Here is a 14666-nt window from a genome sequence, read left to right as displayed (position 1 = left end):
TTTTTAAATCTCGATTATCGAGTAAAGACATTTATTTACCATGAGTAATTATCACATAAAACACCTAGAGGAGTATTATCAAGTTTACAGAAAGTCTGTACGAAACCCTGAAGCATTTTGGGAAGAAATAGCTGAGGAACATTTTGTTTGGCGCAAACGTTGGGACAATGTCTTGAGCTGGGATTTCTCCAAACCCGAAGTAAAATGGTTTGAAGGTGCAAAATTAAATATTACCGAAAACTGTATTGACCGTCACCTTCCAACTCGAGGAGACAAAACAGCCATTTTGTTTGAACCAAATGACCCAAACGAAGAGGCAGAACAAATTACCTATAGACAGTTGCACGAACGGGTTTGCAAAATGGCCAATGTACTGTTGGAAAAAGGGATAAAAAAGGGGGATAGAGTATGTATCTATTTGCCCATGATTCCCGAGCTAGCTATTTCAGTGTTGGCATGTGCCCGTATAGGTGCTATACATTCCGTTGTTTTTGCAGGATTTTCTGCTAACGCTTTATCTACCCGTATAAATGACTCTGATTGCAAAATGGTCATAACTTCTGATGGATCCTACAGAGGCGCAAAAACCATAGACCTAAAAGGCATTGTTGACAAAGCATTAGCTGAGTGCCCTGGTATAGAAAATGTACTTGTAGCCAAACGAATTCATAGTGAAATTGAGATGGTAACCGGTAGGGACCACTGGCTTCAACCATTATTAGATGAGGCTTATGGTGACAATGTTGCTGAAATAATGAATGCGGAAGACCCGCTTTTTATACTTTATACCTCTGGCTCTACCGGAAAGCCAAAAGGTATGGTACACACTACAGCAGGTTATATGGTGTATACCGCGTATACCTTTAAAAATGTATTTCAATATAGGGAAAATGATGTGTATTGGTGTACTGCGGATATTGGATGGATAACCGGACATTCATACATTGTTTATGGTCCACTGGCCAATGGGGCAACTACTGTTATGTTTGAAGGCGTGCCTTCTTATCCGGATTACGGCCGTTTTTGGGAAGTAGTACAAAAACATAAGGTTACTCAATTTTATACGGCGCCAACTGCCATTAGGGCCTTGGCAAAAGAGAATTTGGAGTTTGTGGAGAAATATGACCTCTCTAGTTTAAAAGTTCTAGGTTCTGTTGGTGAGCCCATTAATGAAGAAGCCTGGCATTGGTATAACAATAATGTGGGCAAGAAAAACAGTCCAATTGTAGATACATGGTGGCAGACTGAAACCGGAGGAATAATGATAACACCTATTCCATATGTAACACCAACCACACCTACCTATGCTACTTTACCCTTTATAGGAATTCAACCTGCCCTTATGGATGAAAATGGGAAAGAAATAAAAGGTAACCAAGTAGACGGTAGACTTTGTATAAAGTTTCCATGGCCTTCTATGGCACGTACCATTTGGGGTAACCATGAACGATATAGGGACACCTATTTCTCTGCTTATGAAAACATGTACTTTACCGGAGATGGAGCGCTAAGGGACGCTGTTGGATATTACCGCATTACAGGGCGTGTAGATGATGTCATCATTGTTTCTGGCCATAATTTGGGAACCGCACCTATTGAAGATAGTATCAATGAACACCCAGCGGTAGCAGAATCTGCAATTGTTGGCTTCCCACATGATGTAAAAGGAAATGCCCTTTATGGTTATGTTATTCTTAAAGAAATTGGGGAAAGTAGAGACCGTGATAATCTAAGAAAAGAAATCAACCAACAAATTACAGAGCAAATTGGGCCCATCGCAAAACTGGACAAAATTCAATTTGTTTCGGGCTTACCTAAAACCCGAAGTGGTAAAATTATGCGTAGGATTCTTAGAAAAATTGCTAGCAAAGACACTTCTAACCTTGGAGACACCAGTACGCTTTTAAACCCGGAAGTGGTTAAGGAAATTATGGACAATGCCCTATAACCTTATTGATAGACACGATTTTTGGCAAACAAAGGTCGTGTCTTAAATGCTACAAAAAGCACCAAAGACAACAAGCCACATACACCAAGTCCAGCAAAAAGCGCCCATACACTATCTTGGATAAAGCCGCCGATATAAATAGAAATAGGTATGGATAATATAGTAGAAATAAAACCTGTTATAGCTGCCCCAATTCCTGCTATATGTCCAATAGGCTCCATGGCAATAGATCGAAGATTACCCCAAACAAAACCCAAACAAAGAAATAATAGCGACAAGAACCCTATCAATATCCAGATACTCGGATTAGGCTGATTCCAAAACAACAACATATAAACAAAAGCTATCAAAGTAAATGCCATTAATGCAACAAAAGATAGGTTTCTCATCCCAAATCTAATAACCAAGGTACCGTTCATTAATGTGGAAAAACCGATGGATATTGCCAAACCTGCAAAGATGTAGGCAAAACTATCCCTAAGATCATACAGTTCTTCAAACACATGTTGTGCCGAACTTAAATACACCAAAAAAGCACCCGTAATTAAACCGGATATCAAGGTACAAGAAACCGTCTCCCTGTATTTAAAAATTTCCCTTGTGCCTTTTATAAATACGGAAATTGAAAAAGGGACCTTAAAGGAGGGTTTCAAGGTTTCCTCTTGTCGTTTCCAAAACCAGATACAAACCACCAATCCGAAAAAAAGTTGCACATAAAAAATGCCTTCCCAACCCATAACACTCATTATGGCCTTGCCAAATGCTGGTGCAATCACGGGGATCAAAATGAAAAATGCAGTTACAAACGACATTATCTTGGCCATATAATCCCCTTTGTACGTATCCCTAATAATAGAGATACTAATGGTTCTTGGTGCAGATAGCCCAATTCCCTGTAGAATTCTGCCAATAATCATTATCTCTAAATTGGGTGCCAGCAAACAAATAACACTGGCAACCGCAAAAACAACAAATCCGATATACACAATTGGTTTTCTACCTAAACTATCGGAAAGGGGACCAAAAAACAATTGACCAACACCCAGCCCCAAGAATATCATGATTATCAATAATTGGTTTCTTGTAGCGTCAAGACTATTTATAGAAATCCCAATATCTGCAATAGCAGGGATAAGGGCATCAATGGTTAAGGCAACAATAGACATTAATGATGCCATTAAAGCCACAAATTCAAAGTTTGGTTTTACCTGTTCATTTTGCATCCGGCAAAAATACTTCATATAAAGGGAAGGTTTGTTATCAAAACCTGAATTTTAAGTTTACTAGAAATTTGATGCACAAATATGTATTTTTGACCTAAAGTTTAAAGCATGTTGATTATTGGGATAGCAGGAGGTACTGGCTGTGGAAAGACTACCGTTGTAAATCAGATCATCAATGAATTGCCCAACGAAGAAGTTGGTGTAATTTCACAGGACTCCTATTATAATGATTTATCCCACTTAACCTTGGAAGAAAGAAGAAAAACTAATTTTGACCATCCAAATTCCATCGATTTTCAATTATTGGAAAAACACCTTTTGGCTTTAAAAAATGGAGAGTCTATAGAACAGCCTGTATATTCTTTCTTGGAGTGTAATAGAACTAAAAAAACAATTCCCACACTACCAAGGAAAGTAATGATAGTTGAAGGTATTTTAATTATGACCCATCCTGAAATTAGGGATATGTGCGATATTAAAATATTTGTTCATGCGGATACCGACGAACGTTTAATACGCAGATTAAAAAGAGATGTAAACGAACGTGGCTGGAATTTAGATGAGACCTTGCACAAGTACCAATCAATTATAAAACCTATGCACGATCAATTTATTGAGCCAACCAAAGAATATGCGGATATCATAATTCCTAATAATAAATACAATACCGTTGCCGTTGAAATTGTGAAGAGCATTATTAATGAAAAACTAACAGAGGTCTAATGGGTTTAAAAGAGCTTAGACAACGCAAATGGTTCAGGATTATGACCAATATGTATGTATTGGTGCTAACTGCATTTCTAATATGGATGGTTTTCTTTGATACCAATTCATTGTTGATACACTTAGAACTTAAGAAGGAAATCAAAAAATTGGAGAAAACAGAAGATTTTTTGCGCAAGGAAATTGCAAAGGACAAAAAAGTTATTGAAAAATTATCCAACAAAGAAGAATTGGAAAAATTTGCGCGCGAAGAGTATTATCTCAAAAAAAAGAACGAGGAAATATACTTAATAGAATACGAGGATAGTCTTAAACAGTTGAACAAAGACAATTCATACTGATTATCTTTTCTTTGTTTATTATATAAATTTTGGTCCTGATCATTCTTAAACCAATGATTTCAAAAAGTTTAACGCCAAATTAATAGTTTAGCCTTTGTTATTCACCTTGTGTTAACAAAATCCTTTTATTAGCCCCACAAATAATTGTATTTTTACACCCTAACTTACTTTAAATATGGGCAAGATAATTGCTATCGCAAATCAGAAAGGTGGTGTTGGTAAGACAACAACCACAGTAAACCTTGCTGCCTCACTTGGTGTTCTGGAAAAAAAAGTACTTTTAATTGATGCAGACCCGCAGGCCAATGCCACTTCAGGCCTTGGTATAGATGTTGATGGTGTTGAGTTAGGTACTTACCAATTATTAGAGCACACAAAATCTGCCAAGGAAACCATTATTAAAACATCTTCACCTAATGTTGATTTAATTCCTGCCCACATTGACCTTGTTGCCATTGAAATCGAACTGGTAGATAAGGATGAAAGGGAATATATGATGAAAAAGGCCATTAATGAGCTTAAAGAAGACTATGACTATATCTTAATTGATTGTGCTCCTTCTTTAGGGTTACTTACCCTAAATGCTTTAACAGCCTCAGATTCTGTAATCATTCCTATACAATGTGAATATTTTGCCTTGGAAGGGCTTGGTAAATTATTGAATACCATAAAAAGTGTTCAAAAAATACACAATCCTGAGTTGGATATAGAAGGTATGTTACTAACGATGTATGATTCTAGGCTACGACTATCCAACCAAGTCGTGGAGGAAGTGAGAAAACATTTTGCAGATATGGTATTCGATACCATCATTCAACGAAACGTAAGGTTAAGTGAAGCCCCTAGTTATGGTGAAAGCATCATAAAATATGATGCCGCAAGCAAAGGAGCTACGAACTACCTAAATTTGGCCAATGAGGTAGTAAAGAACAATAAGCAGATAGTTTAACATGGCAAAGGCAACAAAGAAACAAGCTTTAGGAAGAGGGCTTTCGGCTCTGTTGAAAGACCCCGAAAACGACATACAATCTGCATCGGATAAAAATGCCGATAAGGTTGTAGGTAATATAATAGAGCTTGATTTAGAACATATTGAGGTAAATCCTTTTCAACCTAGATCTAATTTTAACGATGAATCCTTACAAGAGCTAGCAACTTCCATCAGGGAACTTGGTGTTATACAGCCCATTACGGTGCGTAAACTTGGATTCAACAAATATCAATTAGTATCCGGTGAACGCAGGTTTAGAGCCTCTAAATTAATTGGATTAACTACAGTACCTGCCTATATAAGAATAGCCAATGACCAAGAATCATTGGAGATGGCCTTGGTGGAAAATATACAACGGCAAGACCTTGACCCAATAGAAATTGCCTTATCCTACCAAAGGCTAATTGATGAAATAAACCTTACACAAGAAAAATTAAGTGATAGGGTAGGTAAAAAACGTTCAACAATTGCCAATTATTTACGATTATTAAAACTAGACCCAATTATCCAGACTGGAATGAGGGACGGTTTCTTAAGTATGGGACACGGTAGGGCTTTGGTTAACGTTGAGAATAAAAAAGACCAAATTACCCTTTATGAGAAAATTGTTGGTCAGAATTTATCGGTACGTGAAACGGAAAATGCTGTAAAAGCATACCATTCTTCCGATTCAAAAGTACCTAACAAGCAACAGTCCAAAGTAGAGACACCAAAATTTATTAGTACCGGGGTGAAGGAATTGGCAGATAAACTCTCAGTAGGTGTAAACATAAAATCAACTGGTAAATCTGCTGGGAAAATTACCATCCCATTTAAATCTGAAGAAGAATTTCTAAGAATTAAAAAGTTGATCACGGGTGAATAGACTATTAATCATACCGTTACTTTTTTTTATTTTGTTCCAAACCACCTATTCGCAAGATAAGGAACAAGTATCACCAAAAGACACCACAGCAATAACGCTAAGTACCGATGTGGTTATATTACAAGATACTTTAAAAAGGAAAAAAAAGGAAATAAATCCTTTAGCTCCAAGCAAGGCGGCTTTCTATTCAGCAATAATGCCAGGTTTAGGTCAGATTTATAATAAAAGGTATTGGAAAGTTCCCATTGTTTATGGCGTAATTGGCGGCAGTATCTATGCATATACTTGGAATAATGATAATTATAAGCGATTTAGGACTGCATTTAAAAGAAGACAGGCCGGTTTTACAGATGACGAATTCTATGATATTAACGGGGATAATGTACCTGGACAAGAACCTGACTTAGACGCTGATGATTTAGAGAACCAACAAGAAAGGTTTCAAGAAGATCGTGATTTATGGTTGGTAATATCTATAGCCATGTATGCGCTAAATATAGTGGATGCCAATGTTGATGCGCATTTAAAACAGTTTAATATTGATGATAATCTAGCCATTGATTTTGAACCATATCTAGATTTAAACCCCATTACCAACGACCCCAACTATGGAATGGCACTAACAATAAAATTTTAAAAATGAAGATTGCACTTTTCGGTTACGGAAAAATGGGTAAAATGATCGAGCGTATAGCTCTGGAAAGAAACCATGAAATTGTAGCCAAAATTGATATAGACACCAAAGAAATAAATTTTGCCAATATTGAAGTTGCCATTGACTTTAGTATGCCACAAGCAGCGTTTGGTAATATTACCAAATGTTTGGAAAATAATATCCCTGTTATTTCTGGTACAACCGGGTGGTTAGATAACTATGACGAGGCCGTACATCTTTGTAACCAACATGAAGGCGCTTTTATCTATGCCTCAAATTTTAGTTTGGGCGTGAATATATTTTTTGAGCTTAATGAATATTTGGCAAAAATGATGGGCAACCTTACACAATACAATGTGTCTATGGAAGAAATACACCATACGCAAAAATTAGATGCGCCAAGTGGTACTGCCATTACCTTAGCAGAAGGTGTAATTGCTAATTCTGGGTATAAAGCATGGGAATTAGACAAACAAGAACCAAATACAATTCCAATTACATCTAAAAGAATAGGGACTACACCAGGCACACATATCGTAGAATATAAAAGTGAAGTAGATAGTATTGAGATTACACATACTGCACATAATAGGGAAGGTTTTGCATTAGGCGCAGTTACGGCCGCAGAATGGATTATTGGTAAAAAAGGAGTCTTTACCATGAGAGATGTGTTAAACCTTGGTTAAAAAAAGTAACAATAATAAAACTACAAGACAGATTGATGGTAATGAAACTTTCTTTCCTTAATTGAAACAATCTATAAAACATAAACAATACAATTATGAATGGTACGCAATGGATAATTTTCATTCTTTTAGTTCAGGTGATCCATTTTTTAGGAACATGGAAACTATACGTCAAAGCCGGAAGAAAAGCCTGGGAAGCGGCTATACCTGTTTATAATGCCATTGTGCTAATGCAAATCATTAATAGGCCCAAGTGGTGGGTCATCTTATTGTTTATTCCCATTATTAATCTATTGATGTTTCCGGTAATCTGGGTAGAGACCATTAGAAGTTTTGGAAGAAATAGTCTTTTGGAATCTTGGTTGGTAGTCCTAACATTCGGATTTTATATTTACTATGTAAACTATGGCCTTGATGTAAAACACATTGAAGACAGAAGCTTACATCCTAGGACAGCTCTAGGGGAATGGGTGAGTTCCATAGTTTTTGCTATTGTTGCGGCTACGCTTGTCCATACGTATTTTATTCAGCCTTATGTAATTCCTACAGGGTCATTGGAACGCACCTTAAGGGTTGGCGACTTTCTATTTGTTAGTAAATTTCATTACGGGGCCAGAACGCCAATGACTACCGTTGCGGCACCCATGGTTCATGACACATTACCCATTTTAGGGGTTAAATCTTATTTAAACAAACCACAGTTACCCTATTTTAGGTTACCTGGTTTTACCAAGGTAAAGCGAAATGATATCGTGGTGTTCAGTTGGCCTGCAGATACTGTCCGTAGATTCTTTAAAAAGGAAGCTGGGGTAAAAAAACCGATTGACAAAAAATCCAATTACGTAAAAAGGTGTGTAGGGCTACCCGGGGATTCTTTAGAAGTTCGTGATGGCTATGTTTATATTGATGGCAAACAATTGGAATTGCCAGATAGGGCAAAACCACAATACGATTACATCGTTTACTCCCAAAAAGGGGTTTCTTCTAGATTATTGGAGAAAATAGGCATTACAGACTTTACTAGGAAATACATTTCAAACCCTTTAAATCAAGAACAAGCACAGGCCGTAAACCCATACTTAATGGGTTACAACCAAGCTGAAAACGGACAACTGGAACTTTACACAAAAAGCTCTGGTATTCCTTTAGATGTGATTAAAAAATATAGATTGGCCCTAAAAGAGGTAACCGATCGTGAACGTTTTGTACCCTTAACAGATGATATGGTACAAATCTTAAGGAACGATGCCAGTATAGATTCTGTGTTAAGGCAAATAACGCCTAAAGATAAAAGAGGTGTCAACCTATTTCCACAAAGTGTTGACTACCCATGGAACTATAGTCAAATGGGACCTATTTACATTCCTAAAAAGGGAGCAACCGTTCCATTAAATTTGAAAGTCCTACCACTGTATAAAAAAATTATCCGAGAATATGAGGGTAACGAAATATCAGTGTCTGGAAATCAAATCAGCATAAACGGAAAAGTAGTTGATTCCTATACATTTAAGCAAGATTATTATTGGATGATGGGAGATAATAGAGATCACTCTGAAGATAGCAGGGCTTGGGGCTATGTGCCAGAAAACCATATTGTAGGTACGCCTATCTTTATTTGGATGAGTTTTGACAACTTCACAGAGAGTATCAGTAATTGGAGACCACGATGGGACCGTATATTTACAACTGTCAATGGTGAGGGCGAACCACAATCCTACTTTAAATTTTTCTTAATTGCCCTTGCAGCATACTTTATTGGAAATTATTTCTGGAAACGAAAAAAGGCAAAATAACTTAGTTTTCTATGGTAATTCTGCACCCTGCATACTTTCCAAATAGCTTATTTTTTAGTGCTTTGATTAAGAATGATGTTATTTGGGAAGCTCATGACAACTTTCAAAAACAAACCTATAGAAATAGAGCGTTTATTTGTACCGATCGTGGATTACACATGTTGAGTATACCAATTGTGCATACAAGGGATAAATTGGGAAGACAATTATATCGTGAAGTAAAAATAGATAACTCCTACCCTTGGCAGCGCCAACATTGGAGAACTTTGGAAACTGCCTATAGAACCTCGCCATTTTTTGAATTCTACGAAGATGAGTTAAAATCTTTATATATGAATACGTTCGATTTTCTGTTGGATTTTAATTTAATGACCATACAGACCATATGTGAATGTCTTCAAGTAAAAATGCCGTCTGCAAAGACCGAGGATTACAAAAAAATGTACACTGATAAAGAAGATTTTAGACCCTTGGTAAATGCAAAAGCAACTACTAAGTATAAGCATCCGGAATATACCCAAGTTTTTGGTGATCGCCATAGCTTTATTCCTAACCTTAGCATTTTAGATGTAATCTTCAATGAAGGCCCTAATACCACTGCTTTATTAAATCAAATACGTCTTAGCTAGGTAATAATGCTTCAATTTGGTTTACATTATGGCATTCATTTTATAGTACCTGTTTTAATTGCATTTTTCTTCTATAAAGAAAACCTAATAAAAGTGGCTCTCATCCTATTGGCAGGAATAGCCTTAGATATAGACCATCTTATGGCAAATCCTATTTTTGATCCTGAACGATGTAGCATTAATTTTCACCCTTTACACACCTATTGGGCCCTGAGTATTTATATAGTTATGCTGCTGTTTAAAAAAACAAGAATTTGGGGTATAGCATTTACAGTACATTTAATTGCGGATTTGGTTGACTGCCTATTTATCACCGGATAGTTTAAACGTGGCCATTACCGGCTCGTGATCAGAAAGACTTATTTTAAAGTTTTCATGGGACAATACCTCAAAATCATTGTCGGCCAGTATAAAATCTATTCTTAAAGGAAAATGCCAAAAGTTGATGGTTTTGCCATAACCACTACCCTTTTCTGAGAATGAATCGTTCATATCTCCTTTTATAATTCTATATGCGCTTGAAAACTGAGTATTATTAAAATCCCCCGTGACTATTTTTTTATTGTCGTTAGCATCCGCAATAGCCCGAATCAATCTTGCTTGTTCCTGTTGTTTGGAAAACGAATATGATAGGCGCTTCAATAACTTATTGGATGGCTCTCTTTTAATCATACCTGGTCTAACTTTCAAAGACTCGAGATGTAAATTATATACGCTTACAGTATCCTTATTTATAACTAAATCTGCATATATAGCATGATTAGCACTTTCAGGAAAATCCAAATCATTTTTTTGAATAATGGGAAATTTAGAAAGAATAGCTTGTGAAACATGATCTTTTTTCAAACCTCCTTTAGTAATGAATTGATAAGGATACGCATCAAAATCACCGCTATATGCCCTCCTTATATCAAATTCTTGAAAACATACGATATCTGGGTCTTGGGTTTGTATAAAAGCTAGAATTTTGTCTCCATTCTCCCTTTTTTCGGAATTTTCAAGACCATTAAAACCAAGTGAATTAAATGTTAACACACTAATATCGTCTTCAAGAGTTTTTGAATTTTTAAATCGGAACTCAACAAAAGAACCTAAAGCAAAATACCCTATGATCAATGCAAATAAAGAGGTCCAGATATATTTTCTATTGAAAAATAACCAGTAAAGTAAAAACAAAAAATTACCTACTACCAATACCGGTACGGTAAGGCTTAAAAAAGAAAAAACACCCGAATTTATATAAGGAACCAAACAAGCTAGTAATAACAATAATGCTACTAGGGTATTGATTATAAAAACCAACTTGCTAAAAAATGAAAGTTCCTTCATTTCTATTTTTGGTTGCCGGCCTTAAATAAAAAATCCTTCTCAGCCTTAGAAAGACTTTCATAACCAGATTTACTTATCTTATCTAATATAGCGTCAATCTTTTTCTGATGACTCTGCGTGTCATAATCTATATTGTTTTTTGAAGAGCTACTCGATTTTTGCTTTTTATAAACCGTTTTTAAAGGCGCTTTCTTTTCATTCTTTTTAAAAAGGTTTACAATTCCATCTACAAATTTAGAGAAACCTGCTCCAATATCTTTTCCATTTCGCAGGCTACTGGCATACCAATATCCTAACAAGGCACCCCCTAAATGAGCTAAATGTCCGCCAGCGTTACCACTTGCGGGCAGTTGTATTAAGTCCATCAAAACCACAAACACACCTATGTACCAAAGTTTAACATTGAAAAAAATCACTCGTACCTCTTGGTTAGGTATGTATGTACATATAAATATTAGAATGGCACTGGCACCGGCCGATGCACCAATTAAATATGCATTTACATTAAAAAATGCTGGGAAGATATTGTATCCCAACATAAAAAATCCCCCTCCTAAAATAACACCAAGAAAGTATACATTTAAAAAGCGCCTATTATCAAATAGGTTTAGAAAAATTCTTCCTACAAAATATATCAACAACATATTCCAAAAAAGATGTCCCAGTCCTCCATGGAAAAAAGAATAGGTTACCAAAGACCACGGTTGAACCAAGAAGTCGAAAAAATCATTAGGCAGCTCAAACCATTGCACGATACTATTCTTTGACAGTCCCAATAAAAATGGAAATAGACTATTGATTATAAAAACCACTACGTTTACCGCAATAAGTTTTTCAGCTATGCTTAATCTATTAAACTGATATTTTAAATTTCCTTGTGCCATCTACTAATCCCACCTATTTTGGTTAAACTGGTTCTTTTTCCAGTACCACATCATTAAAAATCCAAAAAGTGCCCCACCAACATGGGCAAAATGCGCAATACCTTGCCCAAAAATTCCGTAACCAGTTACTCCAGAAAATAAATCAAGCGCAATTAAAACAGGAATGAAATATTTAGCCTTTATTGGAATTGGCAAAAATATCAAGAACAGTTCACTATTAGGGTAAGACATCCCAAAGGCTACCAAAACGCCATATATTGCACCAGAGGCACCAACAGCGGGTGTACTAAAGGCACTTAGAAAATTATCAATGGTATCTTTACCTGCTATTGTATACCACTCCTTACTATATTGACCATTAGATATAATCTTAAGTACGTTACTTTCAGTTAACCCAGCATCAACCAGAGCGGTCATCCCTTCATTATAATAGTAATAATTAACCCCAGTATGTATTAGTGCCGCACCTAAACCCGCAGAAAAATAAAAAAATAAAAACTTATTTTTTCCCCACATACGCTCTAAAGGTGAACCAAAAGCAAATAATGCATACATATTAAAAGCAATGTGCATAAAACCACCATGCATAAACATATGTGTCACAATTTGCCAAAGACCAAAATTTTTATTTTTTGGAAACCATAGCGAAAACCATTCGTACATTTGATCACCGTAAAGGCTGGTAGCTACGAAAAATAAAATATTGATTATTAATAAATGCTTAATTGCTTCTGTTATTCTCCCCATTTAAATAAATTTTCGATCTATGTCGTTCTCTGTAATTGTTATATAGGTTGGTTTATTAAACGGACTCAAAGTAGTTTCCTTACAAGCAAACAAATCGTTTACCAAACTTACTTGTGATACTTCATCTAAAATTTCCCCGGTCTTAACGGACAATGTTTTAGCTAAAGTCTTAGCCAGCATATCACTTTGCGAAAAGCTATTATGTGATATTTCCATTTGAAAATCACTTATGAGTTGTTCCATAACCATTTGCACCTCACTCTCTACCACAACAACCGGAACCCCTTTTACCTCAACCATTTCATTCTCCATGATGCCAAAAACAAAACCCACGGCGGTTAAGTTTTCCTTTATCTCTTCAAGTATAGCTAATTCTCCTTTAGTAAACGATAATGATAAAGGAAATAAAAGCTGTTGGCTTACGGCCTCTTTTATCGTAATATTTTTTAAAAATTTCTCATAAAGAACACGTTGGTGCGCCCTGCTTTGGTTTATTACCACCATTCCAGATTTTATAGTGGTTATTATATATTTTTTTCTGAGTTGAAATGTTGTGGTTATCGTCTCTGTTTGATGCTTCTCGTTATCAAAAATAGTACTATTTATGACTTCAGATTCCATTTCAAAAGTACTGGACCTATCTACTAATGGGTTTACAGTCAAACCCTCATATATGTTCTCCCATCCTTTTGTACTGGGTTTGGTGTACGTTCTCTGCTGTACTTTACCACTACTTGTAGTTTCTTGAAAAGGATTAAAAGTTGCATTTACAGATACTGTTGGAGTACTTGCTTCCTTATTTTTAAAATCATAAGGTGTATCTAGATTTAAATCTTGTTCAAAATCAAGGGCCGGTACCACATTAAACTGTCCTAAACTATGCTTAATCGTAGATTTTATATAGGCATACAAGGTATGCTCATCATCAAACTTTACCTCTGTTTTTGTAGGATGGATGTTAATATCAATGGTAGACGGATCTACCTCTAAATGAATGAAATAACCTGGATGCATGCCTTGCTTTATTAAACCATCAAAAGCGCCTAGTATGGCGTGGTGTAAATAAGGACTTTTAATAAACCTGTTATTGGCGAAGAAAAACTGTTCTCCCCTACTCTTTTTAGCAAACTCCGGTTTTTGTATATATCCAGTAATTTTCACTACTTGTGTATCCTCCTGTATTGGCACTAATTTCTCGTTGGCCTTTCTTCCAAAAATGTGAACAATTCTCTTTCTGAAATCGGTACTTGGAAGATTAAAAAGCTCACTACCGTTATTATAAAAACAAAATGAAATCTGGGGATGTGCCAAAGCCACTCTATGAAATTCATCGGCAATATGCCTGAATTCTACTTGATCGGATTTTAAAAACTTTCTCCTAGCAGGAATATTAAAAAAAAGATTTTTCACCAACATAGAGGTCCCTTTTGGAACAACCGCCATTTCTTGGCTAGTTATTTTACTACCCTCTATCTTTATTTGGGTACCTACCTCATCATCTGCGGTACGGGTAGACATTTCTACATGGGCAATAGCAGCTATTGATGCCAATGCTTCACCTCTAAATCCTTTGGTATGTAAGTTGAATAAGTCTTCTGCTTTTTGAATTTTAGAGGTTGCGTGCCTTTCAAAACTTAGACGGGCATCTGTATCGGTCATGCCAATACCGTTATCTACCACTTGTATTAGCGATTTACCGCCATCCTTAACTATTAACTTAATATCGACAGCTTGCGAATCAATAGCATTTTCCAGTAATTCCTTCACTACAGATGCAGGTCGTTGAACCACCTCTCCAGCAGCAATTTGGTTTGCTACATGATCTGGCAATAATCTAATAATATCTGCCATC

Annotated in this window: 15 protein-coding genes; 10 read left to right on the top strand and 5 right to left on the bottom strand. The window is 36.1% G+C overall.

The features are described 5' to 3' along the window. Window positions 1–40 precede the first annotated feature (40 nt). Window positions 41–1948, top strand: a complete 1908-nt coding sequence (gene acs, locus ACOCEA_RS16300) for an acetate--CoA ligase (protein WP_420757334.1) — start codon at window positions 41–43, stop codon at window positions 1946–1948. Between the two features lie 2 nt (window positions 1949–1950). Here the strand turns inward: acs and ACOCEA_RS16295 are convergent, their stop codons facing one another. Then, window positions 1951–3171 (bottom strand): multidrug effflux MFS transporter, encoded by a 1221-nt coding sequence (locus ACOCEA_RS16295; protein ID WP_420757408.1) that lies wholly within the window; start codon window positions 3169–3171, stop codon window positions 1951–1953. 108 nt (window positions 3172–3279) lie between these two features. Between ACOCEA_RS16295 and udk the strand changes: the two genes are divergently transcribed. The 9 genes from udk to ACOCEA_RS16250 all read left to right on the top strand — a co-directional run bounded on the left by udk (window position 3280) and on the right by ACOCEA_RS16250 (window position 10175). Then, the gene (gene udk / locus ACOCEA_RS16290) at window positions 3280–3894 is read left to right on the top strand and encodes a uridine kinase (RefSeq protein WP_420757333.1); all 615 of its coding nucleotides are present in this window, start codon (window positions 3280–3282) and stop codon (window positions 3892–3894) included. After that, window positions 3894–4235 carry an FtsB family cell division protein gene (locus ACOCEA_RS16285; RefSeq protein ID WP_420757332.1) on the top strand — a complete coding sequence of 114 codons (342 nt, stop codon included), beginning with the start codon at window positions 3894–3896 and terminating at the stop codon, window positions 4233–4235. The genes udk and ACOCEA_RS16285 overlap by 1 nt, the downstream gene beginning before the upstream one ends. Window positions 4236–4410: 175 nt before the next feature. After that, window positions 4411–5184, top strand: coding sequence for a ParA family protein (locus tag ACOCEA_RS16280; RefSeq protein WP_420757331.1), 774 nt, complete (start codon window positions 4411–4413; stop codon window positions 5182–5184). A gap of 1 nt (window position 5185) precedes the next feature. After that, the gene (locus ACOCEA_RS16275; protein WP_420757330.1) at window positions 5186–6091 is read left to right on the top strand and encodes a ParB/RepB/Spo0J family partition protein; all 906 of its coding nucleotides are present in this window, start codon (window positions 5186–5188) and stop codon (window positions 6089–6091) included. Continuing rightward, window positions 6084–6728 carry a DUF5683 domain-containing protein gene (locus tag ACOCEA_RS16270; protein ID WP_420757329.1) on the top strand — a complete coding sequence of 215 codons (645 nt, stop codon included), beginning with the start codon at window positions 6084–6086 and terminating at the stop codon, window positions 6726–6728. The genes ACOCEA_RS16275 and ACOCEA_RS16270 overlap by 8 nt, the downstream gene beginning before the upstream one ends. Before the next feature lie 2 nt (window positions 6729–6730). After that, entirely contained in the window at window positions 6731–7432 is a 702-nt protein-coding gene (gene dapB, locus ACOCEA_RS16265) for a 4-hydroxy-tetrahydrodipicolinate reductase (RefSeq protein WP_420757328.1), read from the top strand. Window positions 7433–7527: 95 nt separating this feature from the next. Next, window positions 7528–9225 carry a signal peptidase I gene (gene lepB, locus ACOCEA_RS16260; protein WP_420757327.1) on the top strand — a complete coding sequence of 566 codons (1698 nt, stop codon included), beginning with the start codon at window positions 7528–7530 and terminating at the stop codon, window positions 9223–9225. Between the two features lie 11 nt (window positions 9226–9236). After that, window positions 9237–9854: a WbqC family protein gene (locus ACOCEA_RS16255; protein ID WP_420757326.1), complete on the top strand. Its 618-nt coding sequence runs from the start codon at window positions 9237–9239 to the stop codon at window positions 9852–9854. Between the two features lie 6 nt (window positions 9855–9860). Beyond that, window positions 9861–10175, top strand: a complete 315-nt coding sequence (locus tag ACOCEA_RS16250) for a DUF6122 family protein (protein ID WP_420757325.1) — start codon at window positions 9861–9863, stop codon at window positions 10173–10175. Here ACOCEA_RS16250 and ACOCEA_RS16245 read toward each other — a convergent pair. Genes ACOCEA_RS16245 through mutL form a run of 4 tightly spaced genes read right to left on the bottom strand, consistent with a single transcriptional unit; the run spans window position 10158 to window position 14665 of the window. Beyond that, the gene (locus ACOCEA_RS16245) at window positions 10158–11183 is read right to left on the bottom strand and encodes an endonuclease/exonuclease/phosphatase family protein (RefSeq protein ID WP_420757324.1); all 1026 of its coding nucleotides are present in this window, start codon (window positions 11181–11183) and stop codon (window positions 10158–10160) included. The genes ACOCEA_RS16250 and ACOCEA_RS16245 overlap by 18 nt on opposite strands. Before the next feature lie 2 nt (window positions 11184–11185). Beyond that, complete coding sequence (locus tag ACOCEA_RS16240) at window positions 11186–12067, bottom strand: rhomboid family intramembrane serine protease (RefSeq protein WP_420757323.1); 882 nt, start codon at window positions 12065–12067, stop codon at window positions 11186–11188. Between the two features lie 3 nt (window positions 12068–12070). Further along, window positions 12071–12814, bottom strand: a complete 744-nt coding sequence (locus ACOCEA_RS16235; RefSeq protein WP_420757322.1) for a rhomboid family intramembrane serine protease — start codon at window positions 12812–12814, stop codon at window positions 12071–12073. After that, the gene (gene mutL, locus ACOCEA_RS16230; protein ID WP_420757321.1) at window positions 12815–14665 is read right to left on the bottom strand and encodes a DNA mismatch repair endonuclease MutL; all 1851 of its coding nucleotides are present in this window, start codon (window positions 14663–14665) and stop codon (window positions 12815–12817) included. Window position 14666 lies beyond the last annotated feature (1 nt).

This window comes from Maribacter luteocoastalis (assembly GCF_048890225.1).
GTDB lineage: Bacteria > Bacteroidota > Bacteroidia > Flavobacteriales > Flavobacteriaceae > Maribacter > Maribacter luteocoastalis.
The sequence above is the reverse complement of the archived record's forward strand: the minus strand, read 5'-3'. Positions and strand labels throughout refer to the sequence as shown.

Coding starts and splice junctions, on each gene's coding strand:
- ACOCEA_RS16280 (WP_420757331.1), top strand. CDS start 4,411: ATGGGCAAGATAATTGCTATCGCAAATCAGAAAGGTGGTGTTGGTAAG.
- acs (WP_420757334.1), top strand. CDS start 41: ATGAGTAATTATCACATAAAACACCTAGAGGAGTATTATCAAGTTTAC.
- mutL (WP_420757321.1), bottom strand. CDS start 14,665: ATGGCAGATATTATTAGATTATTGCCAGATCATGTAGCAAACCAAATT.
- ACOCEA_RS16285 (WP_420757332.1), top strand. CDS start 3,894: ATGGGTTTAAAAGAGCTTAGACAACGCAAATGGTTCAGGATTATGACC.
- ACOCEA_RS16235 (WP_420757322.1), bottom strand. CDS start 12,814: ATGGGGAGAATAACAGAAGCAATTAAGCATTTATTAATAATCAATATT.
- ACOCEA_RS16295 (WP_420757408.1), bottom strand. CDS start 3,171: ATGCAAAATGAACAGGTAAAACCAAACTTTGAATTTGTGGCTTTAATG.
- ACOCEA_RS16250 (WP_420757325.1), top strand. CDS start 9,861: ATGCTTCAATTTGGTTTACATTATGGCATTCATTTTATAGTACCTGTT.
- lepB (WP_420757327.1), top strand. CDS start 7,528: ATGAATGGTACGCAATGGATAATTTTCATTCTTTTAGTTCAGGTGATC.
- udk (WP_420757333.1), top strand. CDS start 3,280: ATGTTGATTATTGGGATAGCAGGAGGTACTGGCTGTGGAAAGACTACC.
- ACOCEA_RS16255 (WP_420757326.1), top strand. CDS start 9,237: ATGGTAATTCTGCACCCTGCATACTTTCCAAATAGCTTATTTTTTAGT.
- ACOCEA_RS16275 (WP_420757330.1), top strand. CDS start 5,186: ATGGCAAAGGCAACAAAGAAACAAGCTTTAGGAAGAGGGCTTTCGGCT.
- ACOCEA_RS16240 (WP_420757323.1), bottom strand. CDS start 12,067: ATGGCACAAGGAAATTTAAAATATCAGTTTAATAGATTAAGCATAGCT.
- dapB (WP_420757328.1), top strand. CDS start 6,731: ATGAAGATTGCACTTTTCGGTTACGGAAAAATGGGTAAAATGATCGAG.
- ACOCEA_RS16245 (WP_420757324.1), bottom strand. CDS start 11,183: ATGAAGGAACTTTCATTTTTTAGCAAGTTGGTTTTTATAATCAATACC.